Genomic DNA, 25,825 nt, shown 5'->3' with positions numbered 1-25,825 from the left:
TAGCCCACTAGCTCGTGGTCGCGATGGCCAGGGGCAGCACGGCAGGGACGCCAGCGTTCCGGAGCGCGCGCGCCGCGAGAGTGAGCGTCCATCCCGTATCGGAGACCGCATCGACAAGCAGGACCGGGCCGTCGACCTCGGGCACCCCGGACACGTCCCAGGCGTCATGCAGCGCGGCCACGCGGAACGCCGAGTTCTGTGCCACTGGCAAAGAGGCTCCGGGGCGCAGCGGGAGGGCGCCGAGATCCCGGAGCCGTCCGATGCTCGCCAGGCGCGATGCGAACGTTGCAGCCAGGCGAGGATGGCTGCCCGCGCCCAGTGCGATGACCGCAGTTGGCCGCTCCAGCCACTCCCAGGCCTTGAGCACCTCGATCGCCGCGGCCACGAGCGCTTCGGGTGCCTCGCCATCTCCCGCATCGAGAACGGAGCGCAAGCGTGGCCCCCACCCGAGATCAGTGAGGCGGCCTATCGCCCGGCCAGGCTCGGGACCGTCCTTGATCCTGCCCGAGAGGTCGATCCCAAGCGTGGTCATGCCTGTGGGCCATTGCCGTCGCGGCGCGAGCACGACCCCGGGCCTATCGAGTGTCTCGCGGGTGGCGCGGCGCAGCGTGTCGTCGATCGTCGCGGCGAACCGGGCGCCGGCGCAGTTGTCGCATCGTCCGCAGCCTTCCGGCGCGGCCCCCAGGTCGGGATCATCGAGCTGCCGGCGCAGGAACACCATGCGGCATTGCGAGGTGGTGAGGTAATCAAGCATTGCTTGTTGCTCGCGCTGCCGTGCCTCCGCGAGGCGCCCATATCGCTCGGTGTCATAGCTCCACGGTTGCCCCGTGCCGACCCAGCCGCCCTTCACCCGCCGGGCCGCGCCATCCACGTCCAGGACCTTCAGCACCATCTCCAGCCGCGACCGCGACAAGTCCACCCGCGGCTCCAGCGCTGCCGTCGACAGCGGACGCTCGCCATCGAGGGCAGCCAGGACACCGCGCACCGTGTCCTCGGGCGGGAACGACACCGACGCGAAGTATTCCCAGATCCGCCTGTCCTCGGCCCCCGGCAGCAGCAGCACCTCCGCGCGCTGCGCCGCGCGGCCCGCGCGCCCCACCTGCTGGTAGTAGGAGATCGGCGAGGACGGCGAGCCGACATGCACCACGAATCCAAGATCAGGCTTGTCGAAGCCCATGCCCAGCGCGGACGTCGCCACCAGCGCCTTCACCCGGTTCGCTAGCAGATCGGCTTCCAGGGCCTCGCGCTCCGCTGGATCAGTGCGGCCGGTGTAGGCCGCGACCTCATGGCCATGCTCGCCCAGCACCGTCGCGAGGTCCTCCGCCGCGGAAACCGTCAACGAATAGATGATCCCGCTGCCCGGCAGCTCACCGAGATGCTGCGCGAGCCAGGCCGCCCGGTCCGCGCCAGCACCCACGTCGACCACCGACAGGTGCAGCGATTCGCGATCGAGGCTGCCCCGCAGCACGAGCGCGCCATCCTCGTTGCTGCCTGCGCTGGAACTGCCTGCTACGCCGAGCTGTGCCGCGATATCGGCGACCACGCGGTCATTGGCGGTGGCGGTGGTGGCCAGGACCGGCACATCGCCCCGCAGGCCAGCCACCAGGGTGCGGATGCGGCGATAGTCCGGCCGGAAATCATGCCCCCAGTCCGACACGCAATGCGCCTCATCGACGACGACCATCCCCGCGTCCTCGGCCAGGTGGGGGAGCACCTGATCGCGGAAGTCAGGATTGTTCAGCCGCTCCGGGCTGACGAGCAGCACGTCGATCTCGCCGGCGGCGATGCTGCCATGAATAGCCGACCACTCCGTCATGTTGCCGGAGTTGATCGTCGCTGCCCGCACGCCCGCGCGCCCCGCCGCCTCGACCTGGTTGCGCATGAGCGCGAGAAGGGGGGAAACGATGACGGAAGGGCCTAGCCCCTGGGCGCGCAGAAGCTTTGCCGCCAGGAAGTACACCGCCGACTTTCCCCACCCGGTGCGCTGCACCACGAGCACCCGTCGCCGCTGCACGACCAGCGCCTCGATGGCTGTCCACTGGTCGTCGCGCAACCGGGCCGCGGGGCCAGCGAGGTCAGTCAGGAGCCGCTCGGCATGCTCGCGGAGATCGGGGGTCGCAGCGGTCGAGGTGGCGGCATTGCTGGGGGCGGGCATGGTCACCATGGTGCCGTCGCGGCGGCGGGGAAGCCAGCGGGCCGGGTCGGCGGGTAATGGTGGCGCGCTTCACAGAACAGTGGCAAGGTGGGATTCGCGGGAGGCTTGTTCCTTCCCGTCTGGCCCGTGGCGCGGGCGGGATAGGCCTCGCTAGCGGTGGCCCTGTGGCCACGGCTGGATCCGACACGCGAGCCACGGAGCTAGGAGTTATTTCATGGAGAAGGACCCGAACAAGGGTTATGTAGCGATTCTGGGGTGGACGCTGAATGCGATCGACGCCCTGGATCGATTCGATCGTCGTTACGTTGTAGTCGCCCCGGAGTGGGCCGAGGACTATGCGAAGCAGAACGACATCCCGTTCGTGCCGTGGAACTTCGAGCGCTTGAACGACCGGTCGATGGAGATCGCGCAGACCCTCAAGGACATGGGCGTGGACGTGGCGATCCCGCTCTTCGAGGAGACCGTCGAGTGGGCGGGCGCGATCAATGCCGTCCTGCAGCACAACCCGCGGCTGCACGGGCAGGCGATGCTCTTCCGCGACAAGGCGCTGATGAAGCGGCGCGCTCAGCTCGGTGGCATCCGGGTGGGCATCTTCGAAGAGGCGCATGACCGCGACGATGTGGTGCGCTTCCTCAAGCGTGTCAACCAGACCCTGCTCAAGCTCGATGGCGACCCGAACGACCCCATCCACCTCAAGGCCTTCGACAAGGCTGGATGCCTGGGGCATCGCGTGGTCCGGACCGTCGAGGACGTCGCGGGCATCAACGACGACGAGTTCCCCGCCCTGCTCGAGAGCCACCTCGATGGCTGGGAGTTCGCGGTGGAGGCGTGGGTCCAGGACCGCAAGATCCGCTTCCTCAACATCTCGGAGTACGTGAAGCTGGGCTACTCGGTCTTCGTTCCCGCTAGCCCCGAGCTCGAGAAGTGGCGGCCCCGCATCATCGAGGAGATCGAGAAGCTCATCGAGACCTTCGACATCGATTTCGGCTTCATCCACCCCGAGTACTTCGTCACCAGCGACGGCAAGATGTACTTCGGCGAGGTCGCCTACCGGCCACCGGGCTTCAAGGTCTTCGAGCTGCTCGAGCGCAGCTACGGCTTCAACGCCTACCAGGCGCTCGTGCTGATGTTCGACCCCAAGACCACCGAGGAAGAGATCGAAGCGTTCTTCCCGCAGCCTGTGGTGGACGCCAAGGGCCATGCCGGCTGCTTCGGCGTGTATCCGCGGCGTCGCGTCGTCAGCGACCTGGAAATCCCCGAGGAGACCGAGAACCACGAGTACTTTGATTACCACGAGCTCGTGGCACCGCGGGAGAACAAGGTGACCAAGCGGTCGGCGTTCGGCACGCACTGGGGCCTGGTGTACTTCTTCGGCGAGGACCCGGAAGAGATGCGCGAGCTGCTCACCAAGCAGGAGGAACTCGATTTCTATGTGTGACAGCCAAAGCCGGTGGGGGTGCCGCTGGTGAGCGCCGCCACCGCTACCGATCCTGCCCTTCCAGGCCTCTGCGGCAAGCTTGACGATGCGGCGGCGCGCCTGGAGCGGGCAGGACGGTTCGGCAAGGAATCATCGCAGTCCGCCGTGCTCGACGTCGCAAAGCGCATCCTCGTTCGGGCTGGAGGCATCGAGGCCTTGTACGAGCGGGCCACGCGGCTGGACGAGGCCGGACTGTTCGCCGGGACTGACTGGAACAACCCCAGCGCCCTGCTGCCCGGCCTGGTCAATTCGACCTTCCGGGATGGGTATGCGCGCACGGTGACGCTCGAATGCCTCAGCGAGCTGCGGCTGCTCGCCGTCGCCACCGGCAATGCGCATCATTCCGACCTGCCGCCTGATCAGGCACGGCACTTCCTCACCCAAGTGCTCGCGATGAATCTCGAGCGGCTTTTCGGCGACATGACCGAGGCGGCGCGCGTGCAGGCGCGCCCGCTCGACGGGGCTGTCACCGATCTGTTCCAGTTCCTCGTCGCGCACATCGGGTTCGATGACATCCTCACGAGCCTCATCGACGAGATCTGGCGCATCCTCGCGCAGAGGCCCGTGCAGGTCGGTCATGTGAAGTCGATGATCACTCAGATCGCCATCACCCTCGCCAGCAGCAGTAGCGGAGTGGGCGAGGCCAGGCTCGGAGCTGATCGGCTGATCAGTGCCCTGTTCGGCCCCACCCAGGCCTGCCGCGACGATCCCGGCCTCGACACCTACCGGGAACGCCTCGAATCCATCGACCAGGCCGGGCTGCAGCAGGAAGCCACCGGCATGGCGCGAGCCATGCTCGACACTGGCCTCGTCTCCGATTACCACGTGGCCCTCGTGCGGTGGCTGCTCGACAACGGCTACGGCACGCTCCTGTCCGCCGCCCTCGGCCTGAGCATCACCGGCCAGGACGTGCTGCAGTGCTACACCGATCTCGTGCACGCGCTGATCCGGGAAGCGATCCATCCGGGGACCGCGCAAGCCCTCTACGGGCTCGTCAACCTGCTCGAGCGCGGCATCCTCTACTCGCCACCCATCGCGCCCGGGCTATGGCGCCAGATCGCGCTGCAACCATGCGGGCGCGCTGCGGCTGCCATTACGGCCACCTTTGGTGACGCCCATCCACCACGGGTGTTCCTGCTCGCCGGGACCATCCTCGTGCTCGGCCAGCCGCTCGGCATCGGCCAGGGAAACAACCCCACGTGCCAGTCGGCCCGGGCCCTGTCCATGTGGTCCTACAGTGACCCCGCCTACCTGCTGAACGTGCTGTATCAAGCCACCCGGCTCGACTCCGTGCTCATGCACTTCGAGGGAACACCGATCCAGTCCGACGAGCTGCCTCGCGGCCTCGCCACGGCTGCGATCCTCGATACTGACCCCGTATCCACCGTGCTCGTGCCTCACCTCGATCGCATCTACAACGAGATGGGGCGCATGTGCAACGAGCGGGGCGAGGATCCGCATCGCTGGATCAACCCCGAGTTCCACGGCTGGTGGGTCGGCCGCGAGTTCCGCATCGCCGTGGACATCGAGAGCGGGAAGCTGAGCGATTTCGACGACTACATCCGCGCCTTCTACGCTTCCTGCCACCCGGTGTACAACGGCAACCAGCCGCTCATCCACCCCCAGCCGGCAGGCCTCGCCGTCACCGATTCCACCGCCAAGTTCGTGGGCTGGCACGCCATCACCATCATCCGTGTCGCCCTCGACCAGGACGGCGAGATGCGCGTCTACTTCTACAACCCCAACAACGACAGCGGCCAGAACTGGGGCAACGGCGTCGTGGTCTCCACCAGTGGCCACGGCGAGCGATACGGCGAGGCGTCGCTGCCGTTCCGCGAGATGATCTCCCGGCTCTACATCTTCCACGACGATCCCGCCGGAACCCTGGGCACGCTTCCCGTGCCCGAGGAGGAGATCGTCGCGGTGCGTGAGATGGCCATCGGCAGCTGGGCCGGCGACCGCGTCTGATAGCTAGAGGCACAAGGAGCAGGGGGCACGGCGAGCGTCGTGCCTCCTGCTCCTTTTCATGCCTGTACCAGGGCGCGGGTGCTGGCGCTCGGGCACAGGCGCTCGGGCACAGGCGCTCGGGCAGTGGAAACAATTTCCGCCTCAGAGGGGAAAAGTATCCACTGCCGGAGCAGGGCGGGTCCTGACCCCGCCGAGAACGTAGGCGACTAGCCGCGGGCATCCCGCAGAGATTGGGCGCGCCCGTTTCCGGGCGCGTGCATTGAAGATTCCAGCCACCCGTGGCCGACGTTGGCCACCCTTGCGCGGATCAGCCACGGACACAGCCGTGGTCGCTCGGTGCCAACCGTGGTCTCATAGCGCGAAGGGTGGCAGCTCGGTGCAACTGGATCGCCGGAGAAGCGCCACGCACTGGGGCCGCCCCGAGCTGCCTGCGCTACACGATCGGACTCGGCCGACCGGGCGAGCACGAGGCACGACGACTCCGGTAGTGGAAGCTTTTCCGCCTCAGAGGGGGAAAAGCTTCCACTACCGCGCCCAGCCAGCCACCGGCCACCGCCCGCGAGCCCCGAGCCGCCGCGCGCGAGCCGCCAGCCACCCCGCGCGCGGCGGCTCGGGAGGCCCGGCCGGATGGCGCCATTGACGCCCCAGGCAACTGTCGATACTATTCATTACTGAGTAATCAGTATTATCGAAATGGGGTGACAGCGTCATGGATGGTTTCGATCTGGTGATCCGGGGCGGATGCTTCTTCGACGGAACCGGTGCTCGACCGGCGATCCGCGACGTGGGAGTACGCGCGGGACGGGTGGCGGCGATCAGCGCTGAGCCCTTGGTGACGGAGGGAGCGGTGGTCGTCGACGCTGAGGGACTGTGGGTGATGCCGGGCCTGATCGACGTCCACACCCACTACGACGCCGAGGTGCTGGTTGCCCCCGGGCTCTCCGAATCGGTGCGGCACGGCGTCACGACCGTGGTCTTCGGGAACTGCTCCCTCTCCACTGTGTATGCCTCCCCCGACGACTGCGCGGACCTGTTCTCGCGCGTCGAGGCCCTGCCGTGGGACGCTGTCCACTCAGCGGTCAAGGAGAACCAGACCTGGACCAATCCACATCGCTACGTGGAGGCACTGGAGTCTCGGCCGCTAGGCCCCAACGTCGCGGCGTTCATCGGCCACTCCGACATCCGCGCGGCGGTCATGGGCCTGGACCGGGCCACCGATCCAGGCGAGCGCCCGACTCCCGCGGAACTGGACCGGATGCGCGCGATGCTGGCCGATGCGCTCGACGCCGGGTTCGTGGGACTGTCGACCATCAGAAGTTCGTTCTCGAAGCTGGAGGGCGTGCGCTACCCCGCGCGCCAACTACCCTCCACCTACGCGACCTGGCGAGAGTACCGCGCGCTCAACCGCGTTCTCCGAGACCGCGGGGGTGTGCACCAGTGCACGCCCAACGCTGCCCGCAAGGCCGAGGTCGGCAAGTTCTTCGCCCAGAGCGCTGGTCGAGGTAGGGCGCCGTTGAAGACCACGATGCTCACCGCAGCTGATCTCAAGGCAGACCCGAAGCTGATCTGGTTGGTGACCAAGGCGACGGCATTGCTGAACCGGGTTCTCGCCTCGGACTTGCGCTGGCAGCACCTGCCGGTGCCGTTCGAGGTGTACGCCGATGGGATCGACCTGGTCGTCTTCGAGGAGTTCGGCTCCGGCGCCGCGGCTCTCAATGTGCGCGACGTGGTCGAGCGCGGCAAGCTCGTGGACTCCGAGGCCTACCGCCGCCAGTTCCGCAAGGACATCGAGCGCAGGTTCGGTCCGAAGCTCTGGCACCGCGACCTGTTCGACGCCGACATCGTCAGCTGCCCGGATGCCGAGGTGATCGGCAAGTCGTTCGGCCGCGTCGCCCAGGATCGGGGCATTCATCCCGCTGACGCCTTCATTGACCTAGTGGTCGCCCATGGCGCTGCCTTGCGCTGGCGCACGACGATCGCCAACCACCGTCCCGACGTGCTCGACAAGATCGCGAGCAACCCCCAGATCCAGATGGGTTTCGCGGACTCCGGCGCCCACCTGCGCAATATGGCGTTCTACAACGCCGGCCTTCGGCTGCTGAAGCGGGTCAAGGAGTCTGCCGAGAAAGGCCACGAGTTCCTCAGCCTCGAACGCGCCGTGCACCGGCTCACCGGCGAGCTCGGCGACTGGTACGGCCTGGACGCCGGCACTCTCCGCCTGGGGGACCGAGCCGACATCGCCGTCATCGACCCCGCAGGGCTCTCGCAAGCCTCGGCCGACTACGCCGAAGCCGTCCTCGACGGGCTCGGGGGCGTCGCTCGAATGGTCAACCGCAACGATGGCGCCGTGGCCGCGACCATCGTGGGCGGTCAACTCGCCTACCAGTACGGAACCTTTGCCGATGGGTTCGGCACGACGCGACGCTCCGGCTCCTTCCTGCGGGCAGGACTGGCACAGGCGGCCGCAGGAGGACCATCATGAAGCCAGCCCCAGCCCCCATCAACCGCCGGACGCCCCGCTCCGAGGTGCGCGACCGGCTCCTGCGAGCGGCCTCCACGGTGTTCGCCGAGCGCGGCTTCGCCGGAGCCAGCATGCAACACGTCGCGGCCACCGCCGGGTTCACCACCGGCGCGCTCTACTCCAACTTCGCGAGCAAGGACGACCTGTTCTTCGAGCTCTTCGACCAGCAGGTGACCGGCCGCATCGCCGCAGTACGCGAAATCCTCGGCCAGGCCGACCTCACCGTCGTCAACGAGGCGACCGCGCTCGAAGCCGGTCAGCGCCTTACCGCCGCGATGCAGCAGAGCCGCGAATGGCAGCTGCTGTTCACCGAGTTCTGGCTTCGTGCCGCCCGCGACGCCGAGCTACGCGAGCGATGGGTCAAGAAGCGCCGCGACTACCACCAGCAACTGACCGAGCTGGCCGAGGAAGCGCTCAGCAGCTGGGGCTCGAACTCAGCCGTCTCCGCGCGCACTCTCATGCTCACCATGCTGGCCCTGAACAACGGCCTCGCCATCGAAGAGCTCGCCGATCCGGGCAGCGTTCCAGGCGACACGATCGGGACCGTCCTGGGCCGCCTGCTGGGTCTCCAGCCCAAGACCTCAGGGTGACTAGCCCGCAAGGCTGGGTCGCCACCGCCGACCAGGGCCACCCCGCATCACGAACACGGCCGCACGAGGAGAAGTGCATGACCACCACCAAGAGCTCATCGTCGCCCGGGCGGTGGCGTCCCGGCAGGCTGACGGGTCGCACACGCGCCGAGCCGGCAACAGGCGGCGCAGGAAAGATCCTGTCCGTCGATGGCATCGACCTGCACGTCCGAGCGGACGGCCCGGTCGACGGACCCGCGCTCCTGATGCTGCACGGATTCGGTGCCTCCGCGGCGTGGTTCGACCACGTTGTTGCCCGCCTGCCGGAATGCCGGATCATCCGGGTCGACCTCCTCGGGCACGGTGGTTCTGCACGACCTACGTCCGGCTACGACCCCGACAGCCAAGGCCGCCTCTATGCGCGCCTGCTCTCCGAGCTGGACCTGAACGACGTCACGATTGTCGGCCACTCGATGGGCAGCCTCTTTGGCGTGGCCACCGCCGAGCACAGCACCCGCGTCACCCGGCTCGTGCTGATGGGCGAAGGGCCCGACACGAGCACTGGAACGCTGCCATCAGGCGAATGGGTCATCCACCTCCCATGGATCGGGCCGATGGTGCAGGAACATGGCCCCGCGTTCGTCACCAACCGCGTGGTGCGGCGAGCATTCGCGCCGGGCTTCGACATGGCCACAGCATTCGCCAACCCCGGCCAAGGCTTCCACGACGCACGCAGCCTCAACCACCCCGCCTTCACCCAATCCATGAGGCAGCGGCAGGCGTGGACCAGACGACTGGGCCTGGACGGAAGGCTGGTCCACCTCGCATTGCCAACGCTCGTCATCTTCGGCCGGGAGGACCGCTTCTACAACGTCGAAGCCTCGCTGGCGCGCTACCGGGAAGTGCGAACGATCACGACCACCGTTCTCGAGCACGTGGGGCACTCACCGATGATCGAGGCGCCCGACCGCGTCGCCGATCTGATCCGCGAGTTCGTCTCTACCGGCGCTACATGATCGGAGTCGGACGCCCGGGCGAGCACGAGGCAAGACGACTCCGGCAGTGGAAACTTAACCGCCTCCCAGAGGGAAAAGTTTCCACTGCCGAAGAGCAGCCGGCGGCCTCGCCTCCCATGCCGACCGCCGGAGTGAGTGCACCGGCCTCCTGCTATCCGACTGCGTCGGCGAGGCGGCTGGGGGTGCCGTAGCGGTGCGCGGTGATGGAGATGGCTTGCTCGCGGAGGAACGGCAGCAGCTCGATGCGCCCGGCGGAGACCACGGGATTGTGGTAGATCGCGACGTCGGGCTTGCCCCCGGTGGCGTCGTAGGTGGGGGAGGAGCTGCTGGCGATGAGCCGGATGCGCACGGCGGCGTCGGGACCGGTGCGCTCGGCGAGGCTGGCCGCGTGGCGGGCCCAGGCGTGCTCGTCCTCGGTGTGGACGGGGATGCCAAGGGAACCGAGGATGTCGAGCATCTCGAGGGGCAGCGGCGCGGCGGTGCTGATCACGATGGGGGCGCTGGCGCGCAGGGCCGCGGCGGTGACGCGGGCGAGCTCGGCGATGCCGTGGCCGGAGGTCGGTTCCTCGTAGCGGATGGTGACCTCGGTGGGCCGGTAGCGCAGCAGGTTGCGCTCGGCGATCAGGCCGGTGCGGTCGAGGGCGTGGCCGAACTCGGTGTCCCAGGCGCGCGCATCACTGCCTGCCGCGTCATTGAGCCACTGGTGGTCGGTCTCGTTGAGGGTGCCGCGGAGAGCGTCGAGGAGCTGCGCCACGGGTCGCGCGAGGACTGCCTCGTGGTGCTGATCGGCAGGTGCGTCGGTGAAGTTGCTCAGCCCGATGAGGTAGTTGGGGCCGCCAGCCTTGGTGCCGGGGCCGATGGCGGATCTCTTCCAGCCGCCGAAGGGCTGGCGCTGCACGATGGCTCCGGTGATGCCGCGGTTGACGTAGAGGTTCCCGGCGTGGATGTGATTGGTCCAGTGGGTGATCTCGTCCGGGTCGAGTGAGTGGAGCCCGGACGTCAGGCCGTAGTCCACAGCGTTGGCGATGCGAATAGCGTCGTTGAGCGTCTCGGCGGTGATGATGCCGAGGATGGGGCCGAAGTACTCGGTGAGGTGGTACTCGGAGCCGGGCCTGACGCCTTCGCGTACCCCGGGGCTCCATAGCTGGCCGGTGTCGTCGAGGGGGGTGGGCTCGAGCAGCCAGGTCTCGCCGGGGCCGAGGGTGGTGAGCCCCTCGCGGAGCTTGCCGGTGGCGGGCTCGATGATGGGACCCATCTGGGTGCGCAGGTCGGAGGGATAGCCGACAGTGAGGGAGCGGACGGCGTCGAGGAGCTGGTTGCGGAAGCGCGGGGAGCTGGCCACGCTGCCAACGAGGATGAGCAGCGATGCCGCGGAGCATTTCTGCCCGGCGTGCCCGAACGCGGACTGGGCGACGTCGCGGGCAGCGAGATCGTAGTCAGCCGACGGGGTGACGATCATGGCGTTCTTGCCGGATGTCTCGGCGAGCAGCGGCAGGTTGTTGCGGAACGACCGGAACAGCGCGGCGGTGTCGTAGGCGCCGGTGAGGATGAGCCGGTCCACGGCGGGGTGGGCGATCAGCTCGGCGCCGAGCTGCTGCTCGTCGAGCTGGACGTAGTGCAGCACGTCGCGGGGGACTCCGGCCTCCCAGAGCGCTTCGACCATGACCGCGGCGCAGCGGGCAGCCTGCGGGGCCGGCTTGATGATGACGCTCGACCCGGCGGCGAGCGCGCTGATGGTGGAGCCGGTGGGGATGGCGACGGGGAAGTTCCAGGGCGGGGTGACGACGGTGAGGTTGCACGGCTGGTGGGTGGCGCCGTCAATGTTCTCGAGCTCGCGTCCACGCTCCGCGTAGTAGTGGGCGAAGTCGATGGCCTCGGATACCTCGGGATCGCCCTGGTCGAGGGTCTTGCCGCATTCGGATCCCATGACCTCGAGCAGATCGGCCCGATGCGCGGCAAGAGCGTCACCGGCGCGGTGGAGGATGTCGGCGCGCCCGGCCGCACCGAGGCGCTGCCAGTCGGGGGCGGCGTGCACGGCAGTGGTGACTAGCCTGTCGAGGCTCGCGGCGTCGGTGATCCAGTTGTTCTCGGCGGTGCGGGTGCCGAGGCTGGAGGTGCGCATGCGCTCGGCGATGGCACGGCCCCAGGCGCGGTTGCCGGGCAGGTCGGGGTCGGTATCGGGGGTGTTGGTGAAGTGGTCGCGGGGGCCGTGCGCGGGTGGCTGGCGCCGGTCCTGGTCGCGGTTGGGCGCGGGCACGCCATGGTGGCGGGCGTCGTCGAGCGCATGGAGGGAGGCGAGGAAGCGGTTCTTCTCCCGCTCGAAGAGCTCCTCGTTGTGATCGAGCTCGAAGACGGCGGACATGAAGTTCTCCCGCGATGCGCCTTCCTCGAGGCGGCGGATCAGGTAGGAGATAGCGACGTCGAACTCCTTGGGGTGCACGACGGGGGTGTAGAGGAGCAGGGATCCGACATCGTTGCGCACGGCGGCGGCCTGGCCGGTGGCCATGCCGAGCAGCATCTCGAAATCGACGGCCTCGGTGACTCCGCGTGCCTTGGCCAGCAGCCAGGCCAGCGCGATGTCGAAGAGGTTGTGCCCGGCGATGCCGATGCGGATTCTCCGGGCGTGCTCGGGGCGCAGGGCGTAGTCGAGGACGGCCTTGTAGGAGGTGTCGGTGTCCTGCTTGGTGGGCCAGGTGGCGAGCGGCCAGCCGTGGAGGTCGGCGTCCATGGTCTCCATGGGCAGGTTGGCGCCCTTGACCACGCGCACCTTGATACGGGCGCCACCGCGGTCCACGCGGGCAGCGGACCATTCCTGCAGGCGCATCATCGCGTCGAGCGCGTCGGGAAGGTAGGCCTGCAGCACGATTCCTGCTTCGAGGTCGGCGAGGCCCGGCCGGTCGAGCAGGGTGGTGAACACCGCCATGGTGAGGTCGAGGTCCTTGTATTCCTCCATGTCGAGGTTGAGGAACTTTCCGTCCGCGCGGGCCTGGAGGTAGAGCGGCTCGAGGGTGTCGACGACGTGGGCGACGGTCTCGTCGAACGCCCAGTGGTTGTGGGGGGCGACGGTGGAGGAGACCTTGATGGAGAGGTAGTCGATGTCGTCGCGCGCGAGGAGCCGATGGAGCCCCTCGAGGCGGCGGGCGGCCTCCTTCTCGCCGAGGATTGCCTCGCCGAGCAGGTTGACGTTGAGGCGGGTGTTGTCCTGCTTGATGCGGGAGAGGGTGCTGCCGAGGCGGGCGTCACGAGCGTCGACGATGAGGTGGCCGACCATGTGGCGCAGGACGCGGCGGGCGATGGGGATCACGAGCTGGGGGGCGATCATCGAGAGGACCGCGCCGAGGCGGACGGCGAGGCGCATGGGCCACGGCAGGAACCGTGGCACGCGCGGCGCGACCGCCCGCAGGTTGCGGGCGGCGACGCGCACGTCCTCGGGGCGGATGACGCCGTCGACGAAACCGACGGTGAACTCGAGGCCGTTGGGATCATCGAGCACCCCAGCGAGCTTGCGTGCCGCGGGATCGACCGGGTAGCGGGACCCCTCGACAAGCCAGTGGCGCACCAGCGCGACAGCATCGTCGGCGAGGTCAGCGGGCTCGACGGTGGGGGTGATGTGGTCCGTGGGGGTGCTCATGGTGGCGGGCTCCTCATGGCCTTGCCTGCCCGGGGGCTGCGGCGATCCGGCGGGTGTGTTCCCTGAGTATGGTCCTGTTCAAGGTGAGGAAAAAGCGATGGTTTCCGAACGATATAATTCAGGAAAACCGAATGATTGGAGGGCGTCATGCTCGACGTGCATCGCCTCGGGCTGCTGCGCGAGCTCAGCATCCGCGGCACCATCGCCGCCGTCGCCGAGGCGCTGAGCTACAGCCCCTCCTCGGTGTCGCAGCAACTGTCCATCCTCGAGCGGGAGGCCGGGGTGCCGCTCCTGCGCAAGACCGGTCGATTGCTACAGCTCACCCCCGAGGCCCACCTGCTCGTGGACCACGCCGGGCGCATCCTCGAAGCCATCGAGCATGCCGAGTCCGAGCTCGCCACCGCGAGCACCAGTGTCACCGGAACGATCCGTCTCGCGGTGTTCCAGACCGCCCTGCTCGCGCTCATGCCCGACGCGCTGCGCCTGCTCGCCGAGCGCCATCGCGCATTGCGCGTCGAGATGATCCAGCACGAGCCGGAGGAGGCCCTGCATGATACCTGGGCCCGCGAGTTCGACCTGGTGATCGCCGAGCAATACCCGGGCCACGCGGCCGCTCACCATCCAGGGCTCGATCGAGAGGCCCTGCTCAGCGATGCCATCGAGCTGGCCGTGCCCACCGTCAGCGCCATCCCCGGCGCCACGGAGGCGACAACGATCGCCGAGGCCCGCGAGCTTCCCTGGGTCATGGAGCCGCACGGCGCGGCCTCGCGGCACTGGGCGGAGCAGGCATGCAGGCAGGCCGGGTTCGAGCCGGATGTGCGCTACGAGACCGCCGACCTGCAGGCCCACGTGCGGCTCGTCGAGTCCGGAAACGCGGTGGCGTTGCTGCCCGAGCTGGTGTGGGTCCATCGCGCGGCCGACGTGCGGCTCGTCCCGCTCGCGGGGGCTCCACGGCGCACCATCTTCACCGCGACGCGCGTCTCGGCGGGGCAGCATCCGGCAGTCGCTGCGGTGCGGGAAGCACTGGGCGAAACGGCCCGGGGTATCGATGCGGCGTGGTAGCTTGACGCTCTCGCGCCTTCCGGCATCACATCCCGGCCTGCCGCGGCGCGACAGGCGCCCACACTTCGCCGATCCCAGGATCCGAGGCCCTCATGTCCATGCAGGCATACCAGCTCACCGCCATCGGCTTGTACTTCGCCGCGATGATCGCGATCGGCATCTACGCCTACCGCCAGACCAGCGATCTCGATGACTACATGCTTGCCGGGCGCAAGCTCAGACCAGGCGTCGCCGCCCTGTCCGCGGGCGCGTCCGACATGTCGGGCTGGTTGTTGCTCGGTGTCCCCGGCGCGATCTATGCGTCCGGTCTCGGCGAATCCTGGATCGTCATCGGGCTGGTCATCGGCGCCTACCTGAACTGGCGGTTCGTTGCCCCGCGATTGCGGGCCTATACGGCGATCTCGAATAACTCGATCACCGTGCCGAGCTACCTGGAGAATCGCTTCAAGGACACGAGCCGCGTCCTGCGCATCACCGCGGGACTCATCATTCTCGGATTCTTCACCTTCTATGTCTCCTCGGGAATGGTGGCAGGTGGAGTGTTCTTCGAATCCACCTTCGATACCTCGTATTTGTTCGGAATGCTGCTCGTCGCAGGCATAACGCTCAGCTACACATTGTTCGGCGGGTTCCTCGGCGCCTCGCTGACCGATGTGGCGCAAGGCCTGCTCATGCTCGCCGCGCTCATCGCCGTACCGGTGGCCGCTTTCCTCGCTCTCGGTTCGCTCGATGCGGTGACCTCAGGGATCGATGCCGCCGACGCCTTGCACAACGCCGCGAGCCCCGACGATGAGCTGCAACGGACGTCCCTGTTCTTCGGTGGCAGCGTCGTGGCGGTCATCTCCGCCGCCGCATGGGGGCTCGGCTACTTCGGCCAGCCGCACATCATCGTGCGCTTCATGGCGCTGCGGTCCCCGGCCGATGCTCGCGCGGGCCGCCGCATCGGTGTCAGCTGGATGGTGGTCTCCTCGCTCGGTGCCATCAGCACGGGCCTGGTCGGTATCGCCTACTTCTTCGAGAACCCCGAGACGCTGGCCAACCCAGAGACGGTCTTCCTGCGGCTCTCGCAGATCCTGTTCCACCCCTTCATCGCTGGCCTCGTCCTCGCGGCGGTGCTGGCCGCCATCATGTCGACGCTCTCGTCCCAGCTGATCGTGTGCTCCTCGGCGCTCGTCGAGGACATCTACAAGGTCTTCGGCAAGGAGGCCACCCCGCAGAAGTACGTGATGTACGGGCGGGCGGCGGTCCTCGCGGTGGCGATCGTGGCTATCTTGATCGCGGTGAACCCGAGCGGGACGATCCTTGAGCTCGTCGGCTTCGCCTGGGCGGGCTTCGGGGCGGCCTTCGGCCCGATCATCCTGCTCTCGCTGCACTGGCGGGGCCTGACAGCGCATGGCGCGCTCGCCGGCATGATCACCGGCGCGGTGACCGTCGGCATCTGGGGATCAGTGGATGCGCTGTCCTCGGCGATGTACGAGATCGTGCCCGGCTTCCTCGCGTGCGCGCTCGTGGCCGTAGCGGTGTCGGTGCTCGCTCCGCGGCCGCAGGAGAGCATCGGCGTCGAGTTCGCCGAGATGGAGGAAGCGTGCCGGTAGGAAACGGCAGCCACGATTAGCAAGCAATTGTCAGGTTTTCAGAATGTCGGCAATGTCCTTTTGACGCGGTGTCAATATGCCGGAGCCTGCCCGATATGCTTTGACTGACGCGCTTCGTATGATTGTCTGTGTGGGTTCGGCACCGGCACTTCTGGTGCACAACGACCATGAAAGGCAAACGCATGAAGAAGACGGCGATTCGCGCGACTGGACTGGCGGCAGCCCTTGCGGCAGCGGTGACGCTCTCGGCTTGCGGTGATGACGGCGACTCCGTGACCGATCAGCTCAGCGACGGCGCGGGGCAGCTTACCGAGTCCGCCGGCGACGCCGCCGACAGTGCTGGCGATGCCCTCTCCGATGCTGGCGATTCCGCGGGCGACGCCATTGGCAATGCCACCGACTCCGCGGGCGATGCGATGGACTCCGGCATGGACAAGGCCGGCGAGGCCACCGATAGCGCGATGGGCATGGTGGACGGCGGCACCACGACAGCCACCACTGCTGACGGGACCGAAGTGACCCTCGAGGGTGGCATCGCCGAGAAGTTCAGCGAGCTCGATGGCGAGCTTGGCGATCTCGTGTCCGAGCCGACCGAAGTGGGCGATGGCATGGCAGCCGAGCTCGAGGACGGCACCATCTACTGGAGCGAGAGCGCTGGCACCCACGTCGTGCAGGGCGAGATCCTGCGCGTCTACACCGAGAACGATGGGCCCACCGGTGAGCTGGGCTTCCCGACCAGCGATGAGCAGACCATCGATGGCGGCTGGGAGAGCGAGTTCGAGAACGGCACCATCACCTGGACCGACCAGGGCGATGGATCCTTCGCCGAGGAGATCACGATGAACTGATCCTCTGGATCTGTGCAGGGGCCCCGCTGATCCGGGTGGGGCCCCTTTCCCGCGCCCGCTCCCGGCTTGCGAGTGTGCGATAAGCGACAGCTGCCGTGAGATTTGCTGACGTTTTTCGCACAGTCGCCACGACGGCGCCCAAAAGTGAACGCGCGGACGGCACCTACGGCCCGGCCGCGCGCGGCGAACCGTGATGCAAACCTGGCTCCGGGTGTAGGTTCGACAACTGTGACCGAGGCTGGACGACGCGTGTACGCCAACAGGACCCTCAACCTCCGATCCGTCGGCGCGATCGGCTACGACATGGACTACACGCTGCTCAACTACCGCACCGAGGTGTGGGAGGGCGCAGCGTTCGAGCATGCGCGCCGCTCGCTCGCCGAGCGCGGGTTCCCTGTCGCCGACCTGGTGTTCGAGGCCGACAAGTACCTGCAGGGCCTCGCCCTCGACCTCGACCTCGGCAACCTGGTCAAGGCCACCCGCTTTGGCTACGTCATCCAGGCGCAGCATGGCACCCGCAAGCTCAACTTCGACGAGCTGCGCCGCGCCTACGACGGCGTGTTCGTCGACCTCGCCGAGCCGCGCTTCCGGTTCCTCAACACCTTGTTCTCCATCTCCGAGGCAGCGCTCTACGCGCAGCTCGTGGACCTGCTCGACGCAGGCGAGATAAAGCAGCCACTCGGCTACGACGAATTGTTCAAGGTCGTCTCGTCCGCGCTCGATCTGTCGCACACCATGGGCACGCTCAAGGCGGAGATCATCGCCGACCCAGACCGCTTCTGCGACCTCGACGCCGACACCGCCGAGACCCTCATGGACCAGCGCCTCGCGGGCAAGAAGCTCCTGCTGATCACCAACAGCGAATGGTTCTACACCCGCGCGATGATGAGCTACGCGTTCGACCGCCACGTGCCGAGCGGCAACTGGCGCGACCTGTTCGACATCGTGGTCGTGGCCGCCGCCAAGCCACGCTTCTTCGCCGAGGAGCCGCCGGTGTTCCGGGTGGTTGATGAGCAGCGCAGCCTGCTCGAGCCGCACCAGGGCCTGCTCGAGCAGGGCGGGGTCTATCACGGTGGGTGCGCCCGCCTCGTGGAGCGCAGCCTCGATCTCGATGGAGCGCACATCCTCTACGTCGGCGACCATCTCTTTGGCGACGTGCACGTCTCGAAATCGGTGCTGCGCTGGCGGACCGCGCTGATCATGCGGGAGCTCGAGGCCGAGATCGCCGACGCTGCCGCGTTCGTCGATGATGAGCGGAAGCTGCGCGCGCTGATGGCCCGGAAGGTCGATCTCGAGGACCAGCTCTCCCACGCCCGCCTCGATCGCGTCCGCGCGCAGGCCAACGGCGAACCCACGCAGTCGGCGGATTCGGCGATGAGCAACCTGTACGGCGACTTGCGCGCGCTCGACCAGGAGATCGCCCCGCTCGCGCAGGCCGCGGGCGCCATCGGCAACACGGCATGGGGTCCATTGATGCGAGCGGGCAATGACAAGAGCCTCTTCGCCCGGCAGGTGGAGAAATTTGCCGACGTCTACACCTCGCGCGTGGTGAACTTCGGCCGCCACACGCCGTACGCCTTCCTGCGGGCCGCGCGCACTAGCCTGCCGCACGACTTCGTGGGCACCGATCCAGCCTCGGCCGTCCCCGAGTAGTGGACCTCGGGCAACTGCGCAGGCAACGCTCGCGCACCACCACGCACACCGCGGTCTTCTGGCTGGTGGCTCTTGCTTTTGGTTATCGGCTCGCGTGGTCCGTCACCTGGGTGGAGTGGCTGGCATTCGTCGCATTCCTCGCGGGGCTCACCTGGAAGTGGTGGCATCGGCGTCGGCGCACCCGGTTGTCGCTGGTGTCCGGCATCGCCTGCGTGCTCCTGGCCTCTCCAGCCCTGTGGCTCAGCGTGGCGGTGGTGCGCGACCCGATCACTCTTCCCGTCGATAGCGGGGAGGCGCGCATCCTGGAGTGTGGCTCGGTCATATCGCCGGTGGAGTCCAGCGAGCTGACCGTCACCGTGGTGCGGGGCCCGCCGAACGAGTTCTACCGCCCCGTTCCGCATAGCTGGCTGGAGAGCAGATGCTCCGAGAAGCTCCGCTCCAAGGCGATGCTCGCAGCCGGCCTCGCTTCAGTGAGCGTGCTCATCGCCGTTCGCGCGGTCGGGCACTTCCGGCGCCCACCGCAGCCTGAGCATTGAGCGACAGTCCACAACGCGAGCGCGCGGTGCCCCGACCGTCCCGAAGGACTGGCCAGGGCACCGCGCTAGATCGCTACTGCGAGATCAGCACTCCTGGAAGTACTTCTGCAAGCGGTCGGGAACTCCGTTACCGCGCGCCTCGGCCCAGCACTGCTGGTGCGGGAACGCGATGTAGGTGGTCCATGCGCCATCCACGAGATGCACGAGGCGCTGGTTGTCGCCGGGGGACTCGGGCCAGCGGATCGCGGCCCAGCCCTCGGCGCAATCAACCGACACCGGGGTGGTGCCGTACTCGTAGGGCAGGTCGAGGTCGGCCTCGATCGAGGTCGCCTCGCACGTGGGCCCGGTGCCCGCGCGATCAAGAACGACATCCAGCGCGAAATTGCTGGTGCCTGTATCGATAACGGGTCGGCCGGTCAGGGTCCACTCGGAGGTGCCGGAAGTGCCCACGACTGTGTAGCACTCGGCGCGCGGGACCTCGAGGATGATCCGTCCTTCGCGGTCACTGTTGACCGTGGTCATGCGGTTGCTGGTGCCGCACTGCTCCAGCTCGAGAGCCGCGCGGGAGATCGGATTCCCCGCGCTGTCGCGCACAAAGACCTGGCCAAGGCGCAGGTTGCCCTCGCCGATGGGCTCATCGGTGAAGCGGAACCACAGCGACTGGTGGGGGATCTCCTCGGTGAGGATGACGGTGTGCATTCCCTCGGGCACGGGGTTGGTGTTCTCGGGGACATCCATGTTGGCGCGGTAGCAGCCGAGCGGCATGTCGGCGAACAGGGCCTCGCCCGCGGCGTTGGTGATGCCGTCGTAGGTCGTCGTGAAGTCCACGCCGAGGGGGATGTCGCGGTTCGCGACGTCGCATTCCGCGGCGAGCATGAGGGAAACGGGCACGCTAGGGATCGCGGCGCCGGTGAACGTCTTTGTCTCGACGAGGACGGACCCGGGACCGGTGGATGCCGGGCTCGCGGGATCGGTGGTTGCGGATCCCGCCGTTCCAGCACCGCTTGATCCGGGGCTGGCCGGGCCCGCGCTGGGCTCCGCCGTTCCGGTGTCATTGCTCGTCGGCTCGTCCGAACCGTTGTCGATCACGTTCTCGGTCGGGCTGGAGCTCGACGAGCCCGAGACCGGTGTGATGTCGGTGCCGGATCCACATGCGGGACCAGCAAGCAGCGCGACCCCTAGCAGGGCCGTCAATGCCGACTTTCGGGCAGAAATCATTCTTCAGTTCCCCCTCCGTGCGCCGCGCTGGGCGGCAACGAACCAAGCGTGCTGTTACGAGGTGTACATCCCGGTGAGGTGACCCGGTGTTACCGCAATCCTGTGACTGTTATCACCGTGTGATCTTGGTGTGGGCCGTTTGGGGGTCATCGCCGGTGGCAAGCGGCAGCCTGGGCTAGCCTCGGGAAACGGCGCCGAGCAGAAGGCAGGTTGCGATGGGTTCAGGCACGCAAGGGTCCGGAATCGACCTCGATCGCGCACGCGGCGCACTGATCGGGTGTGCCTTCGGTGATGCCCTCGGCGCGGGCTATGAGTTCACCCATCCCGGCCCGCACCAGGACATCGGCATGATCGGCGGCGGAATCGGCCCGTTCGCCCCCGGTGAGTGGACCGACGACACGAGCATGGCCATCGCTGTAGCCCGCGCCGCGCACTCCGGCCTGGACCTGCGCACGCCAGCAGGACTCGATGCCGTCGCGGCCGGGTTCGTCGACTGGCTGCGCTCGATCCCGAAGGACATCGGTAACCAGACCGCGCAAGTGCTGGGAAGCGCAGGGCCGGACGCCGCATCGATGGCACGCGTGGCCCGGGAGATCAGCGGCCTCAAGGGTGGCAACGGATCACTCATGCGCACCGCCGCGGTGGGCATTTCCTATCTCCACGATGCCGACGGCTGTGCCGAGGCCGCCGCATTGGTCAGCGACCTCACCCACGACGACGAGCGCGCACGAGAAGCCTGCCAGATCTGGTCGGCAGCCATCCGTCACGCCGTACTGACCGGAACCCTCGAGGGCGTGCGCCTGCACCTCGACGCTGCGCCGGAATCGACCCGCTCCTTCTGGTCGCCACTGCTTGACCAAGCCGAGGCGGGCACTCCCGCGGACTTTCCCAAGAATGGCTGGGTGGTGCACGCGCTGCAGACCGCGTGGTGGGCGATCACCACCACCGACGCGAGCACGCCCGCCCACGCGCTGGCAGCCATGGAGCAAGCGGTGCGGGCAGGGCACGATACTGACACGACCGCAGCGATCACGGGCATGCTTGTCGGGGCCCGCTGGGGCGCGAGCAGCCTGCCCGGGGAACTCGTCGCGATGCTGCACGGGTGGCCCGGCCTCACTGCTGCGGATCTCGCGGATCTCGCCGAGGGGATCGTGGGGCACAGTCGCTAAGTGGTTGAGCGGCTGCTCACCACTCCGTCGTGGAGGTCCCGAGCGTTGTTCTCTCCGCGGAGAAGCGTCGCTCCACCATGCGGCCGCGACAATCGCGCATCGTCAGCACAGTGCTGCTGCGCGTGCCATAGCCGGGAAGGTCGACGAAGATGCTCGACAAACCGCGCTCCATCTCCTCGGAGAAGCCGGTATCCGGAAGCTCCGCAGAAGCTAGATCGGCATTGCGCAGCAGCCTCAGGTACCGGGCAGCGCCGCCCTCGCCCAACGGATCAGGGTCAGCGCCCACTGCCTCCGCGAACGCGGCCCGCCCCGCTTCCACCTTGGGCCAGGGCGTATCAAGGTTCGCGTTGGACAATCCATGGAAACCCGGCTCCACAGCGCGCGGGGCACCATCCCCGCGATTGGAGACATACCAGAGCTGCTCGCCGTCCGAGGCCAGCAGCGAGAAGCCCGCGTACTGGTCGCCGGCCGCGGCCACCCCGGTCGCATAGTCCTCGGCGGAGTCCGTACCAAGCAGGAACCGCACTGGTAGCTCGCCCCGCGAGATGCTCCCCGCCGCCTCGTCGGGACCTCGATAGTTCGTGACCGCCGCGAACCGTCCCGTCCGCGTCACGCCCAGCCAGGTGCCGCCCGATCGCGCATCCCGGCCCGCGAGCAGTTCCGGCTCGGAAGCCCACCAGTGCACGGATTCAGTGGGGCGCTCGTGGAACTCGTCCCGGTTGGCGGCCACGATCAACGGGCACCCCGGATGAACCTGCCACGCCACAAAGATCACGCACATGAGACCGACCCTAGCGCGGGATCACACCGGCAGGAGCTCAGCGGCCCCGAACGACACCCGGAAGCGCGCGCACCACACCGAGATGCTCGTTAGCTCCGCGAGGTCCGCGGCCGGGGGTATCTCGTAGTTCTGGCTGCCGATATTGCCCTTGAGCGCGCCCAGATCGATGTACTGGCCATCGTCGAACACGCCCCAGCCGTCGAACCCCTCGATGACGGGCGCATCGGTGAGCCACACCTTCAGGTCTGGCCCGTTGGAGGTGCGGAGATCCTCGATGCGCAGCACCCGAGACCCATCCGCCGACTCGTAGACCACGACGCTGCCCGAGGTGGCGTGCTCGTGGGAGATGAACGAGCCGCGGGCGATCATTCGCGGACCGGCATCAGCAGGTGCTGGCGGGTCGGGCGCTGTCGATCGTGCAATAGCTGGGGAATCCGGTGCCGCGGGGGCGGTAGCCGTGGGTGTGCTGAACGGTGCCGCCTCGTCCACGGTTTCGTCGACGAAGAGCTTCCAAGGCTGGAACAGATAGAGCAGCACCAGGAGCACCACTAGCAGGATGGCCGCGATCGCGAGCACGATCGAGCGACGAGTCGATCGGCGATGCTTCGCCAAGGTGCACCTCACGGTATTCCAGCGGCCGGGGCGTCCAGTATGACGGATTCGCATGCGCCCTGCTCACCGGTAGGGTCTGTGACCATGGCACACAATCACAGCGACGCGTCACCGCTGGACGCACCCGTCCCCGCGGTGCCCATGGAGCATCTGATCGGCGTGCTCCGCGCGGAGGGCGACCGGATCGCGGCCACCAGCTCCGGAGCCCTGTCGCTTCCCGTGCCCACTGTTTCCGGGTGGACGGTCGAGAACGTGGTGCGGCACACCGCCAAGGTGCACCTGTGGGTGCTCGCGGCGCTCCGGTTGCCCGCGAGCGCGCCAATGCCAGACCGTGCCGCCCTGCCTGTCGTTCCGCGCGGCGAGGCGTGCATCGATGCCTACCGCGATGCGGTCAACCAGCTCGCCGACGACCTCGCCCGTCGCGATCCGGACCAGCCCGCGACCACCTTCCTCGGTCCACGAGCAGTGGAGTGGTGGGCGCGACGCCAGGCCCATGAGGCGACCATTCACCGCTTCGATATTGCTTTCGCGCTGAACGCCGCCGGGGGAGGCGGCCCCACCGACGCTGATCCGGCTGGCGCGGCCGACGGGATCGACGAATGGTGCCAGGTGATGATCCCCCGCGCGGTCGAGAAGGGAAGCACTGTCTGCGCCGACCTCGACGGTCGCAGCGTGCACATCCACGGCACTGACACCGACAATGCCGAATGGATGATCCGCTTCGCCGACGGGCAGGCAACCATCACCTACGAGCATGGCAAGGGGGATGTCGCGCTTCGCGGCCGAGCCCAGGACCTCTTGCTCGCTCTCTGGCGCCGCGAATCCCTCGACAAGCTCACCGTGCACGGCGACCGTGCGATCGCCGAGACACTCACCGCGGGCGTGCGCGTGTAGTTGGGGGCGGGTCTGGTGCTGGCGGTTTCAGGTGCTGGCGGCGGGCCGCTCAGTGCTGGGGCGGACCGTGGGGCGGCAAAAGCACGGGAAACCGTCAAACGCGATAGAAACTTCGCCGGGTTCTCGACAGCTTCTATCGCTTTTGCGGCCGGGGTCCGCCCATCAGGGCCGCCCGCGAGCGAATACCACTTCACAGCGGCATCGCATCGCGGACGTCATCTTTATCGATCAAAGGGAATGGGAAACCTACGAAATGCGAAAGTTCTCACATAACCTTGCCCTTGGCAGCCGGATCAGAACCGCCATCGTCGGCATCACGCTCGTTACCGGATTGTCCATCGCCGCCTTTTTCGTGGCGAAGAGGCTTCCGCGCGACACCGCAGACAGTCTCCATGGGCTAACTGCAACGTTGATACTACTTGCGATCCTGGCATTCCTAGTGACGTTTATAAGTGTCTTTTTCCGGCAACAATCGATGACGTTTCATTGGATACTGGCATTCTTGGCTGCGGCTATTGCAGTGGCTGCCTACCCAATTAGCAAAGCGGACCAAGACGTGCCTGTCATTTTTTCGCTGGGTATCCTCAACCCTGTGGGTGTGGGCGTGTGCATCGCAACAGTTGTCTTGATTCTGTTTCGGGTCTTCTTCGTTGATCGCTCTTCAAGTCCAAACTGATCGTGGTCGGCCTGCTGAGCGCGACGAGGCATTGGGGGATTGACGCAGGCTTCCGCGCCTAGCTCGTCGCAGTCGGCGGCGTGAGCCCGTCGCGCCGCTCGCCCACTCCGCGGCAAAAGCACGGGAAACGGTCAAACGCGATAGAAATCAGGCCGGTTCCCGGCAGCTTCTATCGCGTTTGCGGCCGGTGTCCGACCAGCCGGGCCGACCGGCGCAGGCCAAGCCAGGCCGACACCCCGCGGCTCAATGGTGCACGGGGCGCTCCCACAGCTCCTTGGTCAGTGATCCGGTGGCGAGGAGGATGCCAAGGGCCGCGAGCGCTACCACCAGGTAGGGGGCGCCGATGAGGAGGGCCATCGCGCCGACGACGACGAATGCCGCTAGCGCGGCTACCCGCGACATGGGGAGCTGCTGGTTGCGCGACTCGTTGAAGATGATGTTGCCGATGAGGTAGATGGCGGGCCCGCCGAGGATGGTAAGCACCGCGGCCCACGATGCCGGATCGCCCGGGTGCGTCGTCACTAGCTCGATGCCAACGGCCACGACGATGGCTCCACCCACCATGAACGCGTGCCCGTAGGTGTAGGCGGCGCGGCCGACGGCTGCGGAGGAGAGGTGCGACGGGAGCTCCTTCTCCACGTTTCCATGGCGCGGGCTGAAGTACAGCCACCACATCAATACGATCGACGCGAAACCGACCACTCCTGCGGTGATCGTTGCCGGGTCGAGCTCGGTATCGGCGAGGACGCCGCCGAGGATGAGGATTGATTCGCCGAGCGCGATGATGAACACCAGCCGGCAACGCTCCGCGAGGTGCTCCTCGGTGAGCGGCCAGTCCAGCATGGACGTGGCGCCGAGGCGCGGGAGGTAGAAGCCGGCGATCGGCGCGAGGTAGTCGACAGCGAGGGCGGCGATCCACAAGTAGATCCGGGCGTTGTCGTCCGCGAGGGCCCCCGCTACCCACAGCACGCCTGATCCCACGCTCCAGGCGAGGAGCTGGGCATAGTTGCGGGCCATCAATTGACCACGGAAGGCGACCACCATGAATGCCGAGCGCACGAGCTGCAGGAACAAGTAGCCCGCCACGAACAGCAGGGCCCGGTCGCCGAACGCGTCCGGTATGGCGATCGCCATGGTCAGGGCCGCGAGCATCAGCGACACCACGAGCAGGCGCACCTTGGGATGATCCGGATCGAGCCAGTTCATCGCCCACGCCGAGTAGTTCCAGCCCCACCACACGGCGGCGAAGAGGATCAGGGCCTCGAGCCCTCCGCGGGGCGAGAGGTCGTAGAGCAGGAAGTGGGAGAGCTGGATGATCGCGAGGACATACACGAGGTCGAAGAACAGCTCGACGGTCCCGACATGCCCGCTGTTGGTGCGGCGCAGGACAGCACTGGGCGACTGAGCGGATCGCATGGGGCGAAGCTATCACAGGCTTTGCGCG

19 protein-coding genes are annotated in these 25,825 nt (G+C 67.5%); 13 read left to right on the top strand and 6 right to left on the bottom strand.

Translation table 11 applies throughout. From position 1 onward, the window contains the following. Positions 1–7 precede the first annotated feature (7 nt). Entirely contained in the window at positions 8–2,155 is a 2,148-nt protein-coding gene (locus QC765_RS12210) for a RecQ family ATP-dependent DNA helicase (protein ID WP_278314718.1), read from the bottom strand. 214 nt (positions 2,156–2,369) lie between these two features. On the opposite strand from QC765_RS12210, the gene QC765_RS12205 reads away from it, so the two are divergent. The 5 genes from QC765_RS12205 (at position 2,370) to QC765_RS12185 (ending at position 9,706) form a co-directional block, all read left to right on the top strand. Beyond that, the gene (locus tag QC765_RS12205) at positions 2,370–3,593 is read left to right on the top strand and encodes an ATP-grasp domain-containing protein (protein ID WP_278314717.1); all 1,224 of its coding nucleotides are present in this window, start codon (positions 2,370–2,372) and stop codon (positions 3,591–3,593) included. A gap of 27 nt (positions 3,594–3,620) precedes the next feature. After that, the gene (locus QC765_RS12200; RefSeq protein ID WP_278314716.1) at positions 3,621–5,600 is read left to right on the top strand and encodes a hypothetical protein; all 1,980 of its coding nucleotides are present in this window, start codon (positions 3,621–3,623) and stop codon (positions 5,598–5,600) included. A 709-nt stretch (positions 5,601–6,309) separates the two neighbouring features. Beyond that, entirely contained in the window at positions 6,310–8,082 is a 1,773-nt protein-coding gene (locus QC765_RS12195; RefSeq protein ID WP_278314715.1) for an N-acyl-D-amino-acid deacylase family protein, read from the top strand. Next, a complete protein-coding gene (locus QC765_RS12190; RefSeq protein ID WP_278314714.1) occupies positions 8,079–8,711 on the top strand; it encodes a TetR/AcrR family transcriptional regulator in 633 nt (210 codons plus the stop codon). Before QC765_RS12195 ends, QC765_RS12190 begins: the two co-directional genes overlap by 4 nt. A 77-nt stretch (positions 8,712–8,788) precedes the next feature. Further along, positions 8,789–9,706 (top strand): alpha/beta fold hydrolase, encoded by a 918-nt coding sequence (locus QC765_RS12185; RefSeq protein WP_278314713.1) that lies wholly within the window; start codon positions 8,789–8,791, stop codon positions 9,704–9,706. A gap of 151 nt (positions 9,707–9,857) precedes the next feature. Here the strand turns inward: QC765_RS12185 and QC765_RS12180 are convergent, their stop codons facing one another. After that, positions 9,858–13,337, bottom strand: a complete 3,480-nt coding sequence (locus tag QC765_RS12180; RefSeq protein WP_278314712.1) for a bifunctional proline dehydrogenase/L-glutamate gamma-semialdehyde dehydrogenase — start codon at positions 13,335–13,337, stop codon at positions 9,858–9,860. Positions 13,338–13,484: 147 nt separating this feature from the next. Here QC765_RS12180 and QC765_RS12175 point away from each other — a divergent pair, with 147 nt between their 5' ends. From QC765_RS12175 to QC765_RS12155, 5 genes are all read left to right on the top strand, one after another. Beyond that, complete coding sequence (locus QC765_RS12175; protein ID WP_278314711.1) at positions 13,485–14,399, top strand: LysR substrate-binding domain-containing protein; 915 nt, start codon at positions 13,485–13,487, stop codon at positions 14,397–14,399. A gap of 92 nt (positions 14,400–14,491) precedes the next feature. Beyond that, complete coding sequence (gene putP, locus QC765_RS12170; RefSeq protein ID WP_278314710.1) at positions 14,492–15,994, top strand: sodium/proline symporter PutP; 1,503 nt, start codon at positions 14,492–14,494, stop codon at positions 15,992–15,994. Between the two features lie 182 nt (positions 15,995–16,176). Then, a complete protein-coding gene (locus tag QC765_RS12165; protein WP_278314709.1) occupies positions 16,177–16,842 on the top strand; it encodes an LGFP repeat-containing protein in 666 nt (221 codons plus the stop codon). 228 nt (positions 16,843–17,070) lie between these two features. After that, the gene (locus QC765_RS12160) at positions 17,071–18,495 is read left to right on the top strand and encodes an HAD-IG family 5'-nucleotidase (protein WP_278314708.1); all 1,425 of its coding nucleotides are present in this window, start codon (positions 17,071–17,073) and stop codon (positions 18,493–18,495) included. Continuing rightward, positions 18,495–19,031: a hypothetical protein gene (locus QC765_RS12155; protein WP_278314707.1), complete on the top strand. Its 537-nt coding sequence runs from the start codon at positions 18,495–18,497 to the stop codon at positions 19,029–19,031. The genes QC765_RS12160 and QC765_RS12155 overlap by 1 nt, the downstream gene beginning before the upstream one ends. A gap of 84 nt (positions 19,032–19,115) precedes the next feature. Here QC765_RS12155 and QC765_RS12150 read toward each other — a convergent pair whose 3' ends face one another. Further along, entirely contained in the window at positions 19,116–20,249 is a 1,134-nt protein-coding gene (locus QC765_RS12150) for a hypothetical protein (protein ID WP_278314706.1), read from the bottom strand. Between the two features lie 215 nt (positions 20,250–20,464). Here QC765_RS12150 and QC765_RS12145 point away from each other — a divergent pair, with 215 nt between their 5' ends. Next, entirely contained in the window at positions 20,465–21,418 is a 954-nt protein-coding gene (locus QC765_RS12145; RefSeq protein WP_278314705.1) for an ADP-ribosylglycohydrolase family protein, read from the top strand. 16 nt (positions 21,419–21,434) lie between these two features. On the opposite strand, the gene QC765_RS12140 is transcribed toward QC765_RS12145, so the two are convergent. Both QC765_RS12140 and QC765_RS12135 read right to left on the bottom strand, forming a co-directional pair. Further along, complete coding sequence (locus QC765_RS12140; protein WP_278314704.1) at positions 21,435–22,199, bottom strand: NRDE family protein; 765 nt, start codon at positions 22,197–22,199, stop codon at positions 21,435–21,437. Between the two features lie 21 nt (positions 22,200–22,220). Next, positions 22,221–22,811 carry a DM13 domain-containing protein gene (locus QC765_RS12135; protein WP_278314703.1) on the bottom strand — a complete coding sequence of 197 codons (591 nt, stop codon included), beginning with the start codon at positions 22,809–22,811 and terminating at the stop codon, positions 22,221–22,223. A gap of 84 nt (positions 22,812–22,895) precedes the next feature. Between QC765_RS12135 and QC765_RS12130 the strand changes: the two genes are divergently transcribed. Together QC765_RS12130 and QC765_RS12125 are read left to right on the top strand one after the other, a co-directional pair. Continuing rightward, positions 22,896–23,705: a maleylpyruvate isomerase N-terminal domain-containing protein gene (locus tag QC765_RS12130; protein WP_278314702.1), complete on the top strand. Its 810-nt coding sequence runs from the start codon at positions 22,896–22,898 to the stop codon at positions 23,703–23,705. Positions 23,706–23,958: 253 nt separating this feature from the next. Further along, the gene (locus QC765_RS12125; protein WP_278314701.1) at positions 23,959–24,381 is read left to right on the top strand and encodes a hypothetical protein; all 423 of its coding nucleotides are present in this window, start codon (positions 23,959–23,961) and stop codon (positions 24,379–24,381) included. Between the two features lie 243 nt (positions 24,382–24,624). On the opposite strand, the gene QC765_RS12120 is transcribed toward QC765_RS12125, so the two are convergent. Then, the gene (locus QC765_RS12120) at positions 24,625–25,797 is read right to left on the bottom strand and encodes a low temperature requirement protein A (protein WP_278314700.1); all 1,173 of its coding nucleotides are present in this window, start codon (positions 25,795–25,797) and stop codon (positions 24,625–24,627) included. Positions 25,798–25,825: the final 28 nt, after the last annotated feature.

Source organism: Hoyosella levis, from assembly GCF_026008515.1.
Taxonomy (GTDB): domain Bacteria; phylum Actinomycetota; class Actinomycetes; order Mycobacteriales; family Mycobacteriaceae; genus Lolliginicoccus; species Lolliginicoccus levis.
The sequence above is the reverse complement of the archived record's forward strand: the minus strand, read 5'-3'. Positions and strand labels throughout refer to the sequence as shown.

What these genes read in the sequence shown, in the direction of transcription:
- QC765_RS12210 (WP_278314718.1), bottom strand. Translation starts at nt 2,155, where the DNA reads ATGCCCGCCCCCAGCAATGCCGCCACCTCGACCGCTGCGACCCCCGAT.
- QC765_RS12205 (WP_278314717.1), top strand. Translation starts at nt 2,370, where the DNA reads ATGGAGAAGGACCCGAACAAGGGTTATGTAGCGATTCTGGGGTGGACG.
- QC765_RS12195 (WP_278314715.1), top strand. Translation starts at nt 6,310, where the DNA reads ATGGATGGTTTCGATCTGGTGATCCGGGGCGGATGCTTCTTCGACGGA.
- QC765_RS12190 (WP_278314714.1), top strand. Translation starts at nt 8,079, where the DNA reads ATGAAGCCAGCCCCAGCCCCCATCAACCGCCGGACGCCCCGCTCCGAG.
- QC765_RS12185 (WP_278314713.1), top strand. Translation starts at nt 8,789, where the DNA reads ATGACCACCACCAAGAGCTCATCGTCGCCCGGGCGGTGGCGTCCCGGC.
- QC765_RS12180 (WP_278314712.1), bottom strand. Translation starts at nt 13,337, where the DNA reads ATGAGCACCCCCACGGACCACATCACCCCCACCGTCGAGCCCGCTGAC.
- QC765_RS12175 (WP_278314711.1), top strand. Translation starts at nt 13,485, where the DNA reads ATGCTCGACGTGCATCGCCTCGGGCTGCTGCGCGAGCTCAGCATCCGC.
- putP (WP_278314710.1), top strand. Translation starts at nt 14,492, where the DNA reads ATGTCCATGCAGGCATACCAGCTCACCGCCATCGGCTTGTACTTCGCC.
- QC765_RS12165 (WP_278314709.1), top strand. Translation starts at nt 16,177, where the DNA reads ATGAAGAAGACGGCGATTCGCGCGACTGGACTGGCGGCAGCCCTTGCG.
- QC765_RS12150 (WP_278314706.1), bottom strand. Translation starts at nt 20,249, where the DNA reads ATGATTTCTGCCCGAAAGTCGGCATTGACGGCCCTGCTAGGGGTCGCG.
- QC765_RS12145 (WP_278314705.1), top strand. Translation starts at nt 20,465, where the DNA reads ATGGGTTCAGGCACGCAAGGGTCCGGAATCGACCTCGATCGCGCACGC.
- QC765_RS12140 (WP_278314704.1), bottom strand. Translation starts at nt 22,199, where the DNA reads ATGTGCGTGATCTTTGTGGCGTGGCAGGTTCATCCGGGGTGCCCGTTG.
- QC765_RS12130 (WP_278314702.1), top strand. Translation starts at nt 22,896, where the DNA reads ATGGCACACAATCACAGCGACGCGTCACCGCTGGACGCACCCGTCCCC.
- QC765_RS12125 (WP_278314701.1), top strand. Translation starts at nt 23,959, where the DNA reads ATGCGAAAGTTCTCACATAACCTTGCCCTTGGCAGCCGGATCAGAACC.
- QC765_RS12120 (WP_278314700.1), bottom strand. Translation starts at nt 25,797, where the DNA reads ATGCGATCCGCTCAGTCGCCCAGTGCTGTCCTGCGCCGCACCAACAGC.